This is a genomic window from uncultured Dysosmobacter sp. (genome assembly GCF_947631165.1).
GTDB lineage: Bacteria > Bacillota > Clostridia > Oscillospirales > Oscillospiraceae > Oscillibacter.
In genome coordinates this window covers 52,434-68,889 of the sequence record NZ_CANRKH010000003.1, presented here as the reverse complement: position 1 = coordinate 68,889, position 16,456 = coordinate 52,434, and the positions used below count along the sequence as shown (strand labels likewise).

The window sequence follows — 16,456 nt, the reverse complement described above, 5'->3', positions numbered from 1 at the left end:
GGCAGGCGCTGTGCTCTTTTAGTAGAGATGCCGCCCTTCTCCAGTAACAGAGAAAGGGCGGCAAAGAGAAAGGAAAGCTATTGAAAAGCGGTAAACGTCAATTAGCGTTCTTCGACCATCTTATCCATAATCCGCTTCATGGCAGAAGTGGTCCGTTCGTCTTTCCACTCCTCAGCGGGGACAAGACGAAGAGCGCCTGTGGGGCAGTTATGGACGCAGGCGGGCTGTAAACCCAGGCGGACACGGGTGACGCAGCCGTCGCACTTTTTCATTTTGCCGTCGGCACCATAGGTAGGAGCACCGAAGGGGCAGGCCATGGCGCAGCTGTGGCAGCCAATGCAGTTGGTGGTGTCATACAAGGTGAAGCCGGTCTCTTCGTCCTTGTACAGGCAACCGCAAGGGCAGGCACTGATACAGGGAGCATCCTCGCAGTGGTTGCAGGCCACGGACATAAAGGTGATCTGATTGAATTCGTTTCTTTGACGCTCCATGGCGCAGGTCACACGGAAGGGCTCTTCCAGACTTTTGATATCGATGTCATTCTGATCCATACAAGCCACCGCACACGCACCACAGGCGGAGCAGCGGGCGGGATCAAATTCAAAAACATAAGACATGATTGTTTACTCCTCTCGATCAAATATCAGATGCGGCAGATGTTTCCAGCAAGTCAACCAGAGCGCGGCCCAACGGATCTTCCATGATTCGGACTCTGCTTTTATCGTCGAAGGGTTCATCACTGCCAAGTACACGCTTAATCATATAGTTTTTCAGAACGCCGCTGATTTTGTAATTGTCCAGAATATTGATGCAGGCGATTTTGCCGTTTTCAATAATTGCACGGAACATTACATCTCCGCTGGGGCTTTCATAGGCCAAAATGTCGCCCTGCGCCCGGTTGTCGCCGATGCCGATGAAGTCCATTCCAAGAAAGTGGGTGATATTGTGGGTAAAGTTGCCCTGGAAGGACTCGTCTCCGCCTGCCGCGTTGCTGCCGGCGACAGTTCCCTGGCGCACGGCGTTCGCCCACAGGTTCACCACTACATACTGGTCGTGAATGATCTCTTTGGCCTCGCAGCAGTCTCCCACCGCGTAAATATGGGGGACACTGGTCCGCATTTTCATGTCCACGACTACGCCGCGGTTGATTTTGATCTCAGCCGGGTCCAGATAGGAAATGCTGGGGCGCAGGCCGAGGCACAGTGCCACGATCTGCGTTTTGATGCTGGTGCCGTCGCTGAAGCGGCACACGATGCCGTCCTCCTGTTCCTCCATGGAATCGATGCCCCGGCCAAACAGCAGGGAGATGCCCTTGGCCTCCAAACGGGCATGGATCACGTCCGCCACATCCGGAAGAATAGCGGTAGGGAAGATGCGGGGCGCCATATCCGCCATCGTGGTGGGAACCTGATGGGCGGCCAGGGCCTCCACGACCTTGATGCCGACCCAGGACGCGCCGATGACCAGGGCGGAGGAGATCCCGCCGTGGATGGCGTTCAGAAGAAGATCTGCGTCGTCCACCGTCCGCATGACGTACACATTGCGCTTGGGCAATCCCTTGATCGGAGGCATGAACGGATGGGAGCCGCTTGCCAGGATGATCTCGTCATAAACGGTTTCCGTACCGTCCTCCAGCACCACGGCCCGCTTCTCCGCGAGCACCCGCTTCACCGGTGTGTCCTCATGGAGGCGGATGTTCAGAGAGGACACGATCTCCTCCTTCGTTCCGAGGGGGAACACACCGCTGCGGGGAAGCTTTCCCGCGACGTAATAGGTGGTCAGCATGGGATTTGCCGGAGCCTCATGGGTGTTGGAATACACATGGATATCGCATGCGGGACATTTTTCCCTAAGAGCTTTGGCCGCGTGATAGCCGGCGCAGCCGAAACCAATAATTGCAGCATTTTTCACACTTCTAACCTCCCAATGGATTCTGCTCGATAAAATACTATCCTTTATCATGCGGGATGTCCAACAGTAGTTGTCGGTAGGCCTCTAACAAAAAAGGCGATAACACAAGCCGTGAAAACCGTGGTATGGTATTGATATCGATAAACGGTCCCCAAATTGAAAAGGAGGTTCATTATGATCCGAAATATCACTGTGATCGGCGGCGGCTCCACCGGCTATGCCGCGACGGCGTTTTTCACGGCAAAGGGCTTTTCCGTAACCCTGTACGACAACGACAAGTTTTCCGACGTTCTGGAAAACGTCCGGGAGGCGGGCGGCCTGCTGATGCGCGGCAGCGCCGGCTGCGGTTTCTATCAGCCTGCCGGGGTCACCACGGACCCGGAGAAGGCCCTGGCCGGCGCGGAGCTGATCGTGGTCTGCGTGCCCGCCACAAGACAGGAAGAGGTGGCGAATACCATCGCCCCCTGTTTGAAGCCTGGCCAGCACATCCTGCTGTCCCCCGGTAATCTGGGCTCCTTCTCCGTCCGGCGGGTGTTCGACCGGCACGGCATCGATCCCGAGGCGAACATGATCGCCGAGCTGGAGGGCAACCTCTGCCCCTGCCGGATCAGCGGCAAGGCGGAAGTGACCATCGGCCTGCCGATCCGCAAGAAGAAGGTGGCCGCCCTTCCCGGCAGCAAAACGTCCGCATTCATCAGCTTTGCAGAGGGCGTACTGGATTTCGTCCCCAACCGCAATGTGTTTGAGGGGGCGCTGCTGTCTGACAACTATGTGCTGCATATCGGCACGACGCTGCTCTCTGCCGCCAAGATCGAGGACATGGGAGAGGACTTCATCCTGTTTCAGCACGGCCTCAGCGACGCCGCGATCCGCTGCACGGACGCCATCCGGCGGGAGCGGATGGCACTGGTGGCGAAATTCGGCCTGGAGGAGCGGGACTCTGCCACAGAGTTTTTCGAAGAGCTGCGGGATTGGAAAAACCATCCCGAATATGATGTTTTCCGCACGCTGACCGGTCCCGACAGCCTGACGCACCGCTACGTTGCCGAGGACTGCTGGGCCTGCGGCGCTCTGGCGCTGTCCTGCGCGGAACGGCTGGGCGTGCCGATGCCGACCCTGCGGGCCATCATCCAGTTAGCCTCTTCCATCAACGGCACGGACTATGCGGCGGAGGGCCGGAATCTGGAGAACCTGGGCTTTGACAAGTCCCTCTCCATGGACGAGATCGTGGCCCGTATTTCTTGAGAGGACACGGGATGACGAACAAACTGACGGAAGAGATCCTGTTTCTCAGTGAACAGGACGTGCGGGAACTGCTGACCCCTGCGGATGCCATCGCCGCGGCGGAGAGCACTTTTTACCACATTGGGACCGGCGATATCGAGGTGGGCAGGATGTCCCTGATGGTCACAGATGAGGGCGGCAGCAATAATTTTCATTCCATGCCGGCCGTGCTGCGGGACAAGAAGGTGGCCGGGCTGAAATGGATCAGCACATTCGGCGCGCCTCAGCCCGGCTATCCCTTCAGCCACGGCAACCTGGTGATCCTGAGTGACACGACCACCGGGTCTCCGTTTGCCATCGTCGGCGCTACGGCCATTACCGCCATGCGGACAGCCGGCGGCCACGGTGTGGTGCAGGCGAAGCATCTGGCGAATCCGGACCCGGAGGTCTTATCCGTTTTTGGCTGCGGCGTGCAGGCCCGGGCGGGGATCAGGGGATTTCTGACCCAGTTCCCCACGATCCGCCAGGTGCGGGTGTTCAGCCGCAGCAGCGGCCCTATCCAGCAGGTGCGGGATGCGTACAGGGAGCGGGCGGAGATCGTGGGCTGCGCCACTCCGCAGGAAGCGCTGGAGGGGAGCCTGCTGGTGCTGCTGGCTTCTGGTGCGATGAAGCCGCTGCTTACGGCGGACCAGCTGAAGCCCGGCATGACCATCATCGGGATGGAGGGCTTCCGGGATATGGACTCCGAAATTTCCAGAAAAGCAAAGTGGTTCCTGGGCTACCGCCCACCGGATATGGATATCATCGAGGACCCTGAGCTGGACCCGGACGGGACGCTGTCCATCGACGACGTGTTTGGAGACATGACAGAGGTGCTGGCAGGAAAGTGCCCGGGCCGCGAGGACCCGTCCGAGATCATCGTTTCCACCCACATGGGAATGGGCGCTCATGATCTGAACTGCGCCTACCTGGCCTATTTGCGGGCAAAAGAGCAAAACCGCGGCGTTTCCCTGCTGCTGAACCAGTGGGAAGCGTAACAATTTGACCGAGATCATCTCCGAGCCATCCCGCCTAAAGGAGACCATGGCGGCCTGGCCTGGGTCGTTTCGGAAACGAAGCGGCCTTCCGTGTTTGAGAAGGGGACTGTATGATAGGACCGTCCGAGAGCTGCCGCTCTGGAAGGGACCTGTCCTTTACAGCCATTTTCCTCTTGGATCAGCAAGAGCCGGAAGGGAAAAGCCCTCCGGCTCTTATCATTTTTTAGAGAAAGGAAATGGTGATTTGAAAAATTATCGCTTGCGAACTGTAATCTTTCTGGCCCTGTGCTGTGACCTGGGCCTGTTTGCTAAACGGCTGATCTCCCCCCTGACGAATATTGTCACAGATGCGCTCCATGTTCCGGGGGGCATCGCCACCAGCTTTTCCCTGATGTTCCTTGTGATCGCCGTTATTCTTGTGCCGGGGGGCTTCTGCGGCACGCTGATGGGTGCTGTGCAGAGTGTGATCGCGTTATCCTTTGGCATGGTGGGCAGCATGGGGGCACTGGCACCTGTAGGCTATATCGTCCCGGGGCTGGTGATCGACCTGGTTCTGAAGGGGACCGCCAAAACACCGCTCTCCCGGGCGGACCGCATGGCACTGGCCAACGGGCTGGCCGCTATTAGCGCCGCCGCTACGGCAAATCTCATCGTCTTCCGCCTCAGCGGAATTGTATTGGCTCTGTATGCCTGTATTGCGCTTTCCTCCGGGATCCTCTGCGGGCTGCTGGGCGCGAAGATCGCGCAGCGCCTGACGCCTGTGATCGGTGTGCAGATCAGGCAGGATTTTAAGATCAAACCCATAAAGGATGGTGTTTCCGTATGAAAAAGAAACATATACGCGTACTGCTGGCGGCGGGGGTCATCCTGCTGACGGGCGTGGTGGCATGTGTCCACCTGGCTACAAGGACCAGCACCGAAGAGGGTCAGATACAGATCATGTATGAAGAAAAAACGGTCTCTGTCAGCCTGACGGAGCTGGAACTGCACCCCGTGCAAGGGAGCATTTCCAACGCAAAGGGCGAGACGTTCGAGATAGACGCTATGGGATTCCCGCTGGAAGAACTTCTCGCCTCTGCCGGCGTGACATCCTATGAGACCGTCTCTGTGATCGCGGACGATGAATACTACGCGGAGCTCACGTTCGCGGAGCTGCATGGGGAGCGGGAGGTCTACCTGCTGGAAGAGGAAGAGGGCGCACGGCTGATTGTTTTCGGCGACGCCAACAGCAAGCGCAACGTGTCCCATGTCGCACGGATCGAAATATCATGACTCTCTTTTTCAGCCGGCGGAACCAGGTCTATCCTGTCACCTGGAACGGCCGCTGTGCGGTGGAAAAGCACTTCACGCAAATAGAGGATTGGCAGCGGGAATATGATGTTTACCGTGTCCTGCGGATGCCGCATCCGGAACTGCTGGAAGCGCGGCCTGGTATGCTGACACTGGCGCGTTGCCCGCAGCCGACGCTGCTGGAGGAGCTGGAGCGGCAGGAGCGCGCCGGATTTTGCCCAGAGCCCTGGGACGCGCTGGCGGCATGGATCTCCGGGTGCAGCCGCTCCCTGGGACAGTTGCCTGCGGAGGGGAATCTGCGGAATTTTCTGTGGGACGCGGAACAGGGCACAGTGCTTGGAATCGATTTTGAAGGCTATATGCCCGGCTGTCCCAGCTGGTGCGGAGCGCTCCTGATCGCCGCACTGCTGGAGTATACCCCCAAGGACACACAGGTCAAGCAGGCGGCCGCGGTGCGGCTGGCAAAGCGGTTGGAGGTATCGGAGCTGGAGATCCGGATAGCGCGGGCCAACTTGCAGAAGGAACGGGCAGAAAAGCAAAAACGGCAGTTCAGCGGCATGATTCTCGCAGGGGGAAAATCCAGCCGTATGGGACGCGAAAAGGCCAATCTGCTCCTGCATGGAAAAACACTGCTGGAGTGGCAGGCCGATAAGCTGCGTGCCCTGGGCATCACGGATATTCTGCTCTCCGGCGCCAACTGTCCCGCCTTGCCGGGAACCAAGATCATACCAGATATACTGCAGGAGCGCGGCCCACTGGGCGGGCTGCATGCGTGTCTGCAGACGGCAGAGCATCCTCAGTGTATTGTTTTGACCGTGGATACGCCCCTGCTCCCGGCGTGGGTCCTCTCTAAAATGTGCTGTGCTCACGAGATGGGCGTCACCGTTTTGGGGCATCACGGCAAACAAGAGCCGTTGATCGGTGTGTACGATAAATCTGTGGGAGAGGTCATCGCACCGCTGATCGCGGAGCGCAGCGCACCGGTCCGCGCGCTGCGGGACCTGGTGGAATGGTCGGTTTACGAGTATTACGGCCCGGAGGAACTCCTTTTGAACTGTAATACACCGGAGGAATTCCAGCAGGCGGAAAGCTGTGATCTGACATGGCCGGGCCTGTGCGATGATGACGGCCTTTTTTCAGAAAGTCCGCGGAAGCCTGATTGCAGGAAAGGCTCCGCATGATTTGACTTGTGGAGCACAAATCATTTTCCAGGCTTGACATTGTGCGGGAATCCCATTTATATTATAAGTAACATATGTAATAACTCTTTAACGAAAGAGGCGCTAATGTGAAAATCAGTCAGGAAAAGCAAAAACGGCTGGCCCATGTGGCCCGCCGGTATTATCTGGAGGACTGGAAACAGAGCGATATTGCCAGAGAGCTGGGGGTCTCCCGTCCCCTGATCAGCCGGATGTTGTCCGAGGCGCGTGAGCTTGGCGTGGTGGAGATCACAGTCCATGAGCCTGGGGCCAAAGCGGCGACTCTGCTGGAGCGGCTGCGGCAGTCCAGCTCGATCCAGGGCGGCGTTTTGGTAGAGGACGGCGAGGGCGAGGACGCAACGAATCAGACGCTCTCTCAGGGGATTGTTGAGCTGTTGCGGCAGCTGGGTACCCGCCGGCTGGGTGTGGGCTGGGGCTATCTGATCGGGCAGCTGGTGACGTGGCTGGAGGAAAACTCCCAATTGAACAGCACAGTTACCGATATTTGCCCGCTGGTGGGAAACGCCAGTATTCCCGCCCGCAATTACCAGTCCAATGAAAACGTCCGGCTGATGGCCCAGCAGTTAGGCGCGACGCCCCATTTCCTCTATCTTCCGGCCCTGCCGGATAGTTTGGAGGAAAAACAGCTTTTGTGCTCCACGGAGGTCTACCGTCAGATCTATCAGGAGTGGGAACAGGTAGACACTGCGCTGGTCAACATCGGAAACTACCCCTCCAGCCCGGATTTTGCCTCGCTGGTCCGGTATGGCAGCCTGCTTCAGCGGCAGCATGCGTGCGGCCGGCTGCTGGTTTACTATTTTAACGAGGAGGGAACGGTGATCCAGTCGGAACAGGACTTCGCCATTCAGGTTCCCCTGGATACGCTGCGGAGGTGCCCGCATATCATCGGCATCTGCTCTGCCAATACCAGCGCAAGATCTCTGCGGGGAGCGCTTCATTCCGGGCTCTTTACGCACATTGTAGCGCGCTCGGCTCTTGTCCAATCACTATTTGCAAAGAATTAACATATGTAACCACTCGGACGTGAAATACACGCCCGAGTGGATTTTTCTATACTTTTCCTACAAATTAAAATAAGATAATATATAAAATACGGAGAAAATCAATACAGCGATTGACTTATGTAACATTGAGTGATATTATTACAGCACAAAAGTAACAATTTGAATGACGGGAGGAGAATTCATCATATGACAAAGAGTGAGTTTGCGGTACGTCTCAAATGCGCCTGCGCGTCAGTCCTCGCGGCGGAAAGCGAATTGACAGAGATCGACTCTAAATTCGGCGACGCCGATCATGGTTTGACCATGGCTAAGATCGCCGGAGCCATTTCAGCTGCCGTGGACGGAGCGGAGGGGGGCATCCAGGCTATGCTGGATGACGCGGCCATGGCGGTTATGGCCTTGAACGGAGGCAGCGCCGTCCCCCTGTGGAACACCTGGCTGGATGGGATGCAGGAGGCAGCACCTGAGGGAGATGCAGTGGATGTGACAGGCATCCAGGCAATTTTTGCCAAGGCGCTGGAGGAATTGAACGAGATGTCCGGCGCCAAAGTGGGCGACAAGACCATGATGGACGCACTGATCCCGGCCAGCGAGGCCATTGCGGCTTACAAGGGCGGCGATGAGAATGAATTGTTTGCCGCCGCCGCCAGGGCCGCCGCTGAGGGCGCGGAGAATTCCAAAAACTTCGTATCCAGGTTTGGCCGGGCCAAGAGCTATGGCACACAGACCATCGGGATCCCGGACGCCGGAGCCGTATCCATGGCCCGCTTCTTCCAGGGGCTGGCCCAGGCATGAGCATCGTGTCCTCTGCCCTGGCAGCGGGGCTTGCACAGATATCTAAAAATTTGAATTGGAGGGACCTCAAATGAAAAAGTTTATCAACGCTCCGGAGACGATCACGGATGAAGAGCTGGTGGGTTTGGGATTGGCCTATCCCGATATTCTGGATGTGGACGGCCATCTGGTCATCAGCAAGGACCTGAAGGATGCAAACCGCGTGACTGTCGTTACCTACGGCGGCTCCGGCCATGAGCCTGCCCAGGCCGGTTTTGTGGGAAAGGGGATGCTGGACGTTCAGGCTGTGGGCGACATTTTTGCCGCTCCCAACGGACAGCTGGTCTTTGACGCCATGAAGCTGGCCGACAAGGGCCATGGCGTGCTGCTGCTGACGCTGAATTACGCCGGTGATCAGCTTGCTGGAAAGCAGGCTATGAAGCTGGCGAAAAAGGCCGGTCTCAATGTCCGTCAGGTCATCACAGGCGAAGAGATCCAGTACGATCCCAACGGCGAGGACAACAAGCGGGGATTGGCCGGCGCGGTGGCCCTGTATCATATTGCCGCAGCCGCTGCCCGGGAGGGGAAGTCCCTGGACGAGGTCGCCGAGATCGCGCAGCGTTACGCTGACAGCATGGCCTCCGTCACCGTCAAGTCCACTGACGCGACCCATCCACAAAACGGCATGTCCTTTGGCGATCTGGGCGAGACGGATTTGATGGAGATCGGCGCTGGCCAGCATGGAGAAGGCGGCGGCATCCGGGTCCCCATGATGTCCGCGAAGGACACTGTGGCTACTGTGGCCGAAGCTTTGAGCGGTAAGCTGGAGCTGAAAGCGGGCGACAAAACCTTTGTTATGATCAACGGCTGCGGCGCCACCACCATGATGGAAATGCTGGTGCTGTTCAAAGATACGGTGGAATTCCTGAAGGCCAAGGACGTCGAGGTCGCCGCCAGTATGGTGGGCGAGATTCTCACCGTACAGGAGGCGGGCGGCTTCCAGATGAACATTGCCAAGTGGGATGACGAATTCCTCCGCCTGTGGAACACCCCCTGCCACACTCCTGCGTACAGCAAGGAGTGAGCCATGGCAGACGCGATCGGAAATAAGGCCGCGAAGGATTATCACTTTGATGTGGCTGCTCCGGAGCAGGGATTCTTCGCAAAAGGTCTGGGACATGGGGATTGGGGCGCGAAAAACCGCCTCTCCCGCCTGTTCAATCCTAAAAGCGGCAACACGGTCATGCTGGCCTTTGACCACGGCTATATCATGGGCTCCACTGCGGGCTTGGAGCGTATGGACGTGACCATTGCGCCCCTGTGCCAGTATGCCGATGTGTTGATGGGGACCCGGGGCGCCATCCGCTCCTGCATCCCGCCCACGGTCCACAATGCTGTCTGTCTCCGGGCAACCCACGACGCCAGCGTTCTCATTGATGATATGAGTACTGGTAATGGGATCGGCGCCGACATGGAAGCCGCTATCCGCATGAACGCTTCCGCCGTAGCCATGCAGTGCTTTATCGGCGGCGTGGGCGAGGCCCAATCGCTGGAGACACTCTGCCGGGCGGTGGATGCCGGGGAACGCTATGGCATCCCCGTTCTGGGCGTCACCGCTGTGGGCAAGGAGATGGCCCGCACGACCCAGTATTTCCTGCTGGCGACCCGCATTCTGGCGGAGCTGGGAGCATCCTTCGTAAAGACCTATTACTGTGATGACTTTGAAAAGGTGGCTGCCGCCTGCCCCGTGCCCATCGTCATCGCCGGCGGTAAAAAGCTGCCGGAGGCTGAGGCGTTGACCATGGCTTACCGGGCCATTTCCGACGGTGCCAGGGGCGTGGATATGGGCCGCAACATCTTCCAGAGCGAGAACCCCGCTGCCATGTGCCGGGCGGTGGCCAAGATCGTCCACGAGGGGTTTACCGACAAAGAGGCTTATCAGTTCTATCAGGAAGCTCAAAACCAGACATAGAAGGAGGGGCCTTCCGAAGAAGGCCCCTCCCGGGAACTGCGGCAAACGCTTATACGCGCTCCATCGGGCAAGGATGGAGACGCGGCCTTCGCACAGCAGTTTGATTATACACCGCGTTTATAAAAATTGCAATGCGGAGGCTCTATTTAAAAGAAAGAAGGAGTCTCTTATGAATGCAAAAAAATATTTTCCTATCGCTCTGTTTATTGGCCTCCAGGCCGCTGTTCTCCAGGCCATCGACCAGGGTATTTGTACATTTATCGTCCCCTTGGCTGCCGGAGGTGGCTGGATTTCTTTTCAAGCTTGGGCTATGTACTTCCTGGCTGGCTGCACGCCAAAGAATGGCCTGCGGGCCCTCATTGGCTATGTCCTGGGTATGATTGCCTCTATCGCCATCATCTTCTGCGGCGGCCAGTTGGGCAGTTTGGGCTTTTGGGCCATGCCCTTAGTACTGCTGATCCTGGTGCCCATCGTTCTGTATCTGGATATTGCCCCCGAGATGATCAACATGGTCCCCGCTGTCTTCGTGGGCGCAGGCGTGTTCTTCGGCATTATGAGTTATATCCCTGGCGCTACCTTTACCAATACTTTTATCAGTGAGGGGATCTACTGTCTGATCGGCCTGGCCTTTGGCTGGCTGACGATCATCTTCCGAGGCTGGTATGAGGGAAAATACGTCAATAAGTAATACAGCAGGCACAGCCTGCAAATAAAGAGGAGGATGATCCACAATGTCCGCTGCATATATGCATATCGGTATTCCCATCACCAACCGCAAGCCCGGCATGGTCTACAACGAGGGGGCCAAATTCTGGGTCAGCAATGTGGACGACTATGACTACAAGATCGAGTATCTGAAATTTGAGGAGGGCACGCCTTTCCCCGAGGAGATCCACCGAAACCCCCATGTGGCCTACAAGGTGGATGATCTGGAGAAGTACATCGCCGACGCTGACAGCGTGATCTGCGGCCCTATGGCCGCCAATGATAAGGGAGACCGGCTGGCTTTCGTCTGGAAGGACGGTGCGATCCTGGAGCTGTATCAGGAAGCATGATAGAAGGGAGTCCGTTTTTTGAGTTTTCAAAAAAACGGACTCCCTTGTTATGTTTCATCTCAGGACCGATTGGTGCAGGGTGGACAGCGGTTGTAAGGAACTTGCGTTGTGCGCTGCATGCCATAAAATATATTAAAATTATGTCCTACCATATCTTTCCCTGATTATCCTGTGATATAATATAAAAAATTATATATTACAGTGAAAGATATTATATGTTATTGCTGCGCACTCAGGGAAGGAGCTTATATGAAAGAGAAAACAAATAGCGGATGGATGAGCTGGCTGGCTGACCTCCCCAAGGTCACAGATACCGATAGCCGCCATGGCAGTTAACAAAGCGCTGCGGGCGGCGCTCAGCGCTCTGTCTTATCCGGACATCGACGTAAAAAAGACCTATCCCTTGGAACGAGAACTGAAAAGAATTGCCTCGTGGAGAATCAAAAAGCCGCATTTATACCACATTTGGGAGCACGAGGTGCCGTGTGGGGATCACAAGGTCCCCGTTCGTATCTTCACACCATCTGAGGACACACGGCACCTCGTGCTTCTGTTCTTCCATGGCGGCGGCTGGGCGACGGGGGATATCGACAGCTATGACGGCGTCTGTGCCGACATGGCGGCGCTGACAGGCCGGATGGTGATTTCAGTGGACTATCAGCTTGCGCCGGAGCATCCCTTTCCCGCGGGCCTGGAGGACTGTTACGCGGTTGCGCGGGAGATCTTTCTGCACGACAGCCTGCTGGGCACCAGGCCGGAGGAGATCGTTCTGATCGGGGACAGCGCCGGCGGCAATCTGGCGGCGGCAGTTTCTCTGATGGCCCGTGACCGGGGTGAGTTCCTTCCCGCCCGCCAGATCCTGCTCTATCCCGCTGTGGGGAACGACTATTCAGACGGCTCGCCGTTTCCCTCTATGCGGGAAAACGGGAGCGGATATCTGCTGACTGCCAAGCGCATTCGGGACTATATGGAGCTTTACCGTTCTTCAGAAGCGGATCTGGAAAATCCATATTTCGCGCCTCTGACCGTCAGGGATTTCTCCCGCCAGCCAGACACGCTGATCATCACAGCGGAGTACTGCCCTCTGCGGGATGAGGCGGAGTTCTACGGTGAGCTGCTGAGGGCAGCAGGGAACCGGGCTGAGATCGTCAGGATGCCTGACGCGCTGCATGGCTACTTTTCCCTGCCCGCCAGCTTCAAGCTGGTGAAGCAGACTTACGAGATCATCAACCGTTTTTTGAAGGACTGATTGTTTATGAAATACGCAGGCTTTCCCAGGTGGAGCCGCCTGGATAACGCGGCCAAAATTTTTCCATCCAACAGCAGCGCTAAGGACTCCAAGGTGTTTCGCTTTTTCTGCGAGCTGCGGGAGCCGGTGGACCCTCAAATTCTGCAATCCGCCCTGGATGAGACGGTCCGGCAGTTTCCCTTTTACTGCTCGGTAATGAAGCGGGGACTTTTCTGGAACTATCTGGAGGACAGCAGCCTGCGCCCTACGGTCAGCCTGGAAAACACACCGCCCTGCCTGTCCCTCTATTCCCCTGACCGCAAGGGCTTGCTGTTCCGCGTTTTTTACTTCGGCAGGCGGATCAATCTGGAAATTTACCATGTGCTGACCGACGGCACCGGGGCGGCGCAGTTTTTGTGTACACTGGTCCACCGCTATTTGTTGGAAAAGAACCCCAAAGATTTCTCCGATTCTCCGCCTAAGCTGACCTATACCGCGTCCCACTCCCAGCTCTGGGACGACAGCTTTCAGAAATATTATGAGAAGCCGCCCCTGCCGAAGCCTGCTCTGACGAGAAGCGCGTACCGCCTGCGGGGCGAACGGCTGCCGGAGAACCGCCTGTCCATTGTGGAGGGGCATATGCCGGTGGATGCGCTGCTGACTTGTTCCCGCGCCAGAGGTGTGACGGTGACGGAATTTTTGACAGCCGTGTTGATCTGCGCCATTCATGCGCAGATGCGCCTGCGGGACAAGGCCCGGCCTGTGGTGATTACGGTGCCGGTCAATCTGCGCAATTATTTTCCGTCAGAATCGGCCCGCAATTTCTTCACGACCATCAATGTCGGGTACGATTTCAGCCGCCGGCCGGACGACCTGGACGCTGTCACGGCCCATGTCCACCGGTGCTTCCGTGAAAATCTGACGGAAAAGCGGCTTCACGAACGGATCAACGCGCTGTGCTTTTTGGAGCACAACATTCCATTGCGGCTGGTCCCGCTGCTGCTGAAGGACTGGATATTGCGCACGGCGGCCCGGCTGGCTGACCGGCAGGCCACCGCTGCATTTTCCAACGTCGGCAAAGTCACCATGCCGGCGGAGATGGAGCGGTATATCCATTTGTTCGGCGCGTTTACCTCCCCTGACAAGATGCAGGCCAGCGTCTGCTCCTTCCAGAACCGCTATGTGGTCAGCTTTGCCGGGCCGTTCTGCAGCCACGATGTGGAGCGGGCCTTTTTCCGGAGCTTGGTCCAGATGGGGATCGATGTGGAGGTCGCGGCGAATTTGCCTTATGTGGAATAGGGAGGCGGCAGCGTGCGCTATTGTGAAAAATGCGGGGTCCATGTGATCGGGTCGCCGCCCTGCTGTCCCCTTTGCCAAGGTCCGTTGACCGGCGAGGCAGACGGGAATGGGAACGTATATCCGGATATCCCATTTGCCGGGAGGCCCCATCAGCTGCTGTTCCGCCTGCTTGCCCTGGGGACGGTGATCGCCATGGTCCTGTGTACTGCAGCCTTTCTCTGTCTGCCAGAGCACCGCGTGGCGGCTCTCTCCGGGATCGCCGGACTGGCCAGCGGCTGGCTCACAGTGGGGATCGCTTTCAAAAAACGGGGCAGGCCGCTGAAAGCAGTATTCTGGCAGGTCTGTGTGCTTTCCATCCTTGTACTGGCCTGGGATCATGGGATGGGGTGGCGGGGCTGGTCGCTGAATTATGTTCTGCCGGTTTTATATACCTGCACGATGCTGGCCATGGCTGTGATCGCCCGGCTTTTGCACCTCCGTCCTTCGGACTACCTGCTGTATCTGTTATTGAATATCCTGCTGGGGCTGATCCCGCTGGTCCTGCTGCTGTGCGGCCTCCTGCGGACCGTGTACCCCGCGGTGATCTGTGCCGCTGTCAGCGTGATATTTCTGGCGGTATTGATCCTGTTTGAAGGTCCCGCCCTGAAAGGTGAGCTGCTTCGAAGGCTGCATCTGTAAGCAGGGATGAAGCCGCCGCGGATGCGGCGCGGTCTGCCGCGCTCCGGCAGGGACAAATGACATACATTGTGAGATAGCAGCAAAATGCCATTGACAAAATCCGGAAACGTGATAGACTATTATATAGTTAGTATTAGCTAACCTCTGGCGAAAGGAGTGGAAAGCATGATTCAGATCACGATGAAAATTGAAGGCATGGCCTGCGGGATGTGCGAAAGCCACGTCAACGATGCGGTGCGGCGAGCGTTTCCAGTGAAAAAAGTGACCTCTTCCCATAAGAAGGGGGAGACCGTCATCATCAGCGAGGCGGCCATTGATGAAGCGGCCCTCCGGGCTGCCATCGACGCCACGGGCTACCATGTGCTGGACGTGAGGAGCGGGCTTTCTGAGAAAAAGGGGCTGCTTGGATTTGGAAGGCAGGCAAAATGAAGCGGGGCGTCATGCCCCGGCTGATGTGAGCGGCGTTCCGGGCTGGGGCGGGCGACTGCATCAGAGGAAATACCTGGGAGCCTGCATTTGAAACAGGGGGGGAAAATTCATATGGAAAACGATGCCTTCCGCGTGAAAACCGACGGCTTTCATGGGGAATTGTTTCGCCCTGCGCAGGACAACTATCCGGGAAAAGTGCTGATCTGCTTCGGAGGCAGCGACGGGAATTTTGGGCTGGCGAAACAGCTGGCCCGGATCTTCCAGACCTGCGGGCTGACCACGCTGGCTCTGGCCTATGTGATGGAGGAGGGATTGCCGGACCGGTTTTTCCATGTCCCTGTCGATACCCTGGAAGCGGCGGCGAAGCGGCTCCATGAGATGGGCTGTGAGAAGGTGGGATTGTGGGGCATCTCCAAGGGGGCGGAGCTGGCCCTCACCGCTGGAAGCCTCCTGCCGGGACTGGTCAACGCCGTGACGGCGGTGGCTCCCATGAGCACCGTGTGCCAGGGCTTTGAGATGAAAAAGGGCGTCGTTCTTCTGACGGGAAGCTCGTGGAGCTTCCATGGCCGGGAGCTGCCCTATACGCCCTTTGGACTCGAAAAGACCCCCTATGGCCGAATCATCTGGAAGAGCCTCAAGGCCCGGGAGGTGACCATGTTCGACCTGTATCTCCCCGTGGTGGAGCATCCCGCCCCGGAGGCAGCGATCAAAGTGGAAAACATCACTGGTCCTATTTTGCTGATCTCTTCCAAGCAGGATACCATGTGGCCCTCGGGACCTGCGGCGGAGAAGATCATGGAGCGGCTGCAGGCGCATGGTTTTGCCTACCCCTATCAGCATCTGTGCTACGACTGCGGCAGCCATCTGTTCGTCCCCATGGAGCTGCGGGCAGCGAAGTTTTTCCGGGGCGATCGGGGAAAGAACCGGGAACCGGGCCGAAAAGCCAGGATGGATTCCCTGGAAAAGACGCTGGCGTTTGTCAAAACGTGGTAGGGGGGAAGAATGATGTCCGAGATACGGGAAAATACCGTTCAGAAGACCCTCTGTATGCCCCTGTGGGGGCGGCTGCTGACGGCGAAGCGCTGCCCTGCTCTTTGTTTTGACTGACGCTGGTTTGCATGATGTCCATGATGGGCGGCAAAACGCCGGCTTCTTCATCTGCATCAACGGCGGCTTTTGGCTCCTGGTCCCGGGGCTAAACCCCGAAAGCCCCAAAGCACTCAGGTGGAATTCGACCATGTGACTTTCCGCTATCCCGGGGCTCAGCAGCCCGCCTTGTCCTCGACTACCAGTAAACGCGTCTGGCCTGCCGCTTTCCCCTATTATCTGCCATTG

At 57.5% G+C, this 16,456-nt stretch carries 18 protein-coding genes and 1 riboswitch; of the genes, 16 read left to right on the top strand and 2 right to left on the bottom strand.

All coding sequences use genetic code 11. The annotated features are described in order from the left end of the window. Positions 1 to 101: 101 nt before the first annotated feature. Positions 102 to 617, bottom strand: a complete 516-nt coding sequence (locus Q0Z69_RS02475; protein ID WP_298029567.1) for a 4Fe-4S dicluster domain-containing protein — start codon at positions 615 to 617, stop codon at positions 102 to 104. A gap of 19 nt (positions 618 to 636) precedes the next feature. Beyond that, positions 637 to 1,911: an NAD(P)/FAD-dependent oxidoreductase gene (locus Q0Z69_RS02470; RefSeq protein ID WP_298029565.1), complete on the bottom strand. Its 1,275-nt coding sequence runs from the start codon at positions 1,909 to 1,911 to the stop codon at positions 637 to 639. 174 nt (positions 1,912 to 2,085) lie between these two features. Between Q0Z69_RS02470 and Q0Z69_RS02465 the strand changes: the two genes are divergently transcribed. From Q0Z69_RS02465 to Q0Z69_RS02390, 16 genes are all read left to right on the top strand, one after another. Further along, the gene (locus Q0Z69_RS02465) at positions 2,086 to 3,156 is read left to right on the top strand and encodes an NAD/NADP octopine/nopaline dehydrogenase family protein (RefSeq protein WP_298029563.1); all 1,071 of its coding nucleotides are present in this window, start codon (positions 2,086 to 2,088) and stop codon (positions 3,154 to 3,156) included. 11 nt (positions 3,157 to 3,167) lie between these two features. After that, positions 3,168 to 4,172: an ornithine cyclodeaminase family protein gene (locus Q0Z69_RS02460; RefSeq protein ID WP_298029561.1), complete on the top strand. Its 1,005-nt coding sequence runs from the start codon at positions 3,168 to 3,170 to the stop codon at positions 4,170 to 4,172. Between the two features lie 6 nt (positions 4,173 to 4,178). Beyond that, a riboswitch (molybdenum cofactor riboswitch) is annotated at positions 4,179 to 4,293 on the top strand. Positions 4,294 to 4,416: 123 nt separating this feature from the next. Further along, positions 4,417 to 4,998 carry a hypothetical protein gene (locus Q0Z69_RS02455; RefSeq protein ID WP_298029559.1) on the top strand — a complete coding sequence of 194 codons (582 nt, stop codon included), beginning with the start codon at positions 4,417 to 4,419 and terminating at the stop codon, positions 4,996 to 4,998. Next, a complete protein-coding gene (locus tag Q0Z69_RS02450) occupies positions 4,995 to 5,444 on the top strand; it encodes a hypothetical protein (protein WP_298029557.1) in 450 nt (149 codons plus the stop codon). The genes Q0Z69_RS02455 and Q0Z69_RS02450 overlap by 4 nt, the downstream gene beginning before the upstream one ends. Beyond that, the gene (locus Q0Z69_RS02445) at positions 5,441 to 6,643 is read left to right on the top strand and encodes a molybdenum cofactor guanylyltransferase (protein WP_298029555.1); all 1,203 of its coding nucleotides are present in this window, start codon (positions 5,441 to 5,443) and stop codon (positions 6,641 to 6,643) included. The genes Q0Z69_RS02450 and Q0Z69_RS02445 overlap by 4 nt, the downstream gene beginning before the upstream one ends. A 107-nt stretch (positions 6,644 to 6,750) precedes the next feature. After that, entirely contained in the window at positions 6,751 to 7,686 is a 936-nt protein-coding gene (locus Q0Z69_RS02440) for a sugar-binding transcriptional regulator (RefSeq protein WP_298029553.1), read from the top strand. Positions 7,687 to 7,872: 186 nt separating this feature from the next. After that, entirely contained in the window at positions 7,873 to 8,481 is a 609-nt protein-coding gene (locus Q0Z69_RS02435; protein ID WP_298029550.1) for a DAK2 domain-containing protein, read from the top strand. Between the two features lie 70 nt (positions 8,482 to 8,551). Further along, a complete protein-coding gene (locus tag Q0Z69_RS02430; protein WP_298029548.1) occupies positions 8,552 to 9,544 on the top strand; it encodes a dihydroxyacetone kinase subunit DhaK in 993 nt (330 codons plus the stop codon). A gap of 3 nt (positions 9,545 to 9,547) precedes the next feature. Further along, a complete protein-coding gene (lsrF, locus tag Q0Z69_RS02425) occupies positions 9,548 to 10,432 on the top strand; it encodes a 3-hydroxy-5-phosphonooxypentane-2,4-dione thiolase (RefSeq protein WP_298029545.1) in 885 nt (294 codons plus the stop codon). Between the two features lie 169 nt (positions 10,433 to 10,601). Then, entirely contained in the window at positions 10,602 to 11,120 is a 519-nt protein-coding gene (locus tag Q0Z69_RS02420) for a DUF1097 domain-containing protein (protein ID WP_298029543.1), read from the top strand. A gap of 43 nt (positions 11,121 to 11,163) precedes the next feature. After that, positions 11,164 to 11,487, top strand: a complete 324-nt coding sequence (locus tag Q0Z69_RS02415) for a hypothetical protein (RefSeq protein ID WP_298029541.1) — start codon at positions 11,164 to 11,166, stop codon at positions 11,485 to 11,487. A gap of 325 nt (positions 11,488 to 11,812) precedes the next feature. Then, a complete protein-coding gene (locus tag Q0Z69_RS02410) occupies positions 11,813 to 12,736 on the top strand; it encodes an alpha/beta hydrolase (RefSeq protein ID WP_298029539.1) in 924 nt (307 codons plus the stop codon). A gap of 6 nt (positions 12,737 to 12,742) precedes the next feature. Continuing rightward, positions 12,743 to 14,014, top strand: coding sequence for a hypothetical protein (locus Q0Z69_RS02405; RefSeq protein ID WP_298029537.1), 1,272 nt, complete (start codon positions 12,743 to 12,745; stop codon positions 14,012 to 14,014). A gap of 12 nt (positions 14,015 to 14,026) precedes the next feature. Next, entirely contained in the window at positions 14,027 to 14,692 is a 666-nt protein-coding gene (locus Q0Z69_RS02400) for a DUF6320 domain-containing protein (RefSeq protein WP_298029535.1), read from the top strand. A gap of 165 nt (positions 14,693 to 14,857) precedes the next feature. Next, the gene (locus Q0Z69_RS02395; protein ID WP_298029533.1) at positions 14,858 to 15,121 is read left to right on the top strand and encodes a heavy-metal-associated domain-containing protein; all 264 of its coding nucleotides are present in this window, start codon (positions 14,858 to 14,860) and stop codon (positions 15,119 to 15,121) included. Between the two features lie 111 nt (positions 15,122 to 15,232). Next, positions 15,233 to 16,114, top strand: a complete 882-nt coding sequence (locus Q0Z69_RS02390) for an acyl-CoA thioester hydrolase/BAAT C-terminal domain-containing protein (RefSeq protein WP_298029530.1) — start codon at positions 15,233 to 15,235, stop codon at positions 16,112 to 16,114. The last annotated feature ends 342 nt before the right edge of the window (positions 16,115 to 16,456 follow it).

Excerpts from the sequence above, each read along its gene's own strand:
- Q0Z69_RS02410 (WP_298029539.1), top strand. The coding sequence starts at position 11,813 with ATGGCAGTTAACAAAGCGCTGCGGGCGGCGCTCAGCGCTCTGTCTTAT.
- Q0Z69_RS02460 (WP_298029561.1), top strand. The coding sequence starts at position 3,168 with ATGACGAACAAACTGACGGAAGAGATCCTGTTTCTCAGTGAACAGGAC.
- Q0Z69_RS02445 (WP_298029555.1), top strand. The coding sequence starts at position 5,441 with ATGACTCTCTTTTTCAGCCGGCGGAACCAGGTCTATCCTGTCACCTGG.
- Q0Z69_RS02450 (WP_298029557.1), top strand. The coding sequence starts at position 4,995 with ATGAAAAAGAAACATATACGCGTACTGCTGGCGGCGGGGGTCATCCTG.
- lsrF (WP_298029545.1), top strand. The coding sequence starts at position 9,548 with ATGGCAGACGCGATCGGAAATAAGGCCGCGAAGGATTATCACTTTGAT.
- Q0Z69_RS02420 (WP_298029543.1), top strand. The coding sequence starts at position 10,602 with ATGAATGCAAAAAAATATTTTCCTATCGCTCTGTTTATTGGCCTCCAG.
- Q0Z69_RS02465 (WP_298029563.1), top strand. The coding sequence starts at position 2,086 with ATGATCCGAAATATCACTGTGATCGGCGGCGGCTCCACCGGCTATGCC.
- Q0Z69_RS02405 (WP_298029537.1), top strand. The coding sequence starts at position 12,743 with ATGAAATACGCAGGCTTTCCCAGGTGGAGCCGCCTGGATAACGCGGCC.
- Q0Z69_RS02415 (WP_298029541.1), top strand. The coding sequence starts at position 11,164 with ATGTCCGCTGCATATATGCATATCGGTATTCCCATCACCAACCGCAAG.
- Q0Z69_RS02435 (WP_298029550.1), top strand. The coding sequence starts at position 7,873 with ATGACAAAGAGTGAGTTTGCGGTACGTCTCAAATGCGCCTGCGCGTCA.
- Q0Z69_RS02390 (WP_298029530.1), top strand. The coding sequence starts at position 15,233 with ATGGAAAACGATGCCTTCCGCGTGAAAACCGACGGCTTTCATGGGGAA.
- Q0Z69_RS02430 (WP_298029548.1), top strand. The coding sequence starts at position 8,552 with ATGAAAAAGTTTATCAACGCTCCGGAGACGATCACGGATGAAGAGCTG.
- Q0Z69_RS02475 (WP_298029567.1), bottom strand. The coding sequence starts at position 617 with ATGTCTTATGTTTTTGAATTTGATCCCGCCCGCTGCTCCGCCTGTGGT.
- Q0Z69_RS02395 (WP_298029533.1), top strand. The coding sequence starts at position 14,858 with ATGATTCAGATCACGATGAAAATTGAAGGCATGGCCTGCGGGATGTGC.